The following is a 586-nucleotide window of genomic DNA, read 5'->3' on the forward strand; positions in this document are numbered from 1 at the left end:
CTGAATCCATAACTACTATTGGAGAACTTGGGCTCATAGATACCTGACAGCACCGATGTGATCGCCTGTTGGACTATCCTATCAAGCACCGTTGGGATACCTAATTGCCTTACGCCACCATTAGGTTTGGGGATTTCTACACCAAGAACGGGGTGAGGTTGATAGCTCCCAACCAGAAGACTCTGGCGGAGCTCTTGCCCGTTTGAAGCTTGACGAAGTTTTGAGATGGTTGCTGTGATATCGAGCCTATCGACACCTGCACATCCCTTATTCTTCTTCACTCTTCTTAGAGCATGGTTCAAGTTCGCTGAAGAGCAGATTTGCTCCATCAGCGCAGTTGGGCTCACCAAGACTCGTCCTCCTTTCTACGCCGACCATGCTTGTCATTCTTCGTGACCATGAGCTTTACTTGCGGTATCGCCCATTGGAACGTAGAGATGTTATTCATCTTGCTATGACCCCACATGATTGAGTAAATAGTGACTGCTTCTTGATATATTCAGTTCAGGCCTTCCTTTGAGTTGTACTTCCTCAAAGTACTATGCCTTCTGCTGACTTCTTATAATCCATCACACAACATCGCTGC

The 586-nt window shown here is 46.8% G+C and carries 1 pseudogene; it reads right to left on the reverse strand.

Annotated elements, in window-relative coordinates:
• A pseudogene (locus Q1A70_RS20300) lies at positions 1-329 on the reverse strand (hypothetical protein); the annotation flags it as partial.
• Between the last annotated feature and the right edge of the window lie 257 nt (positions 330-586).

Origin of the sequence: uncultured Vibrio sp. (assembly GCF_947488985.1) — a bacterium.
Classification (GTDB): domain Bacteria; phylum Pseudomonadota; class Gammaproteobacteria; order Enterobacterales; family Vibrionaceae; genus Vibrio.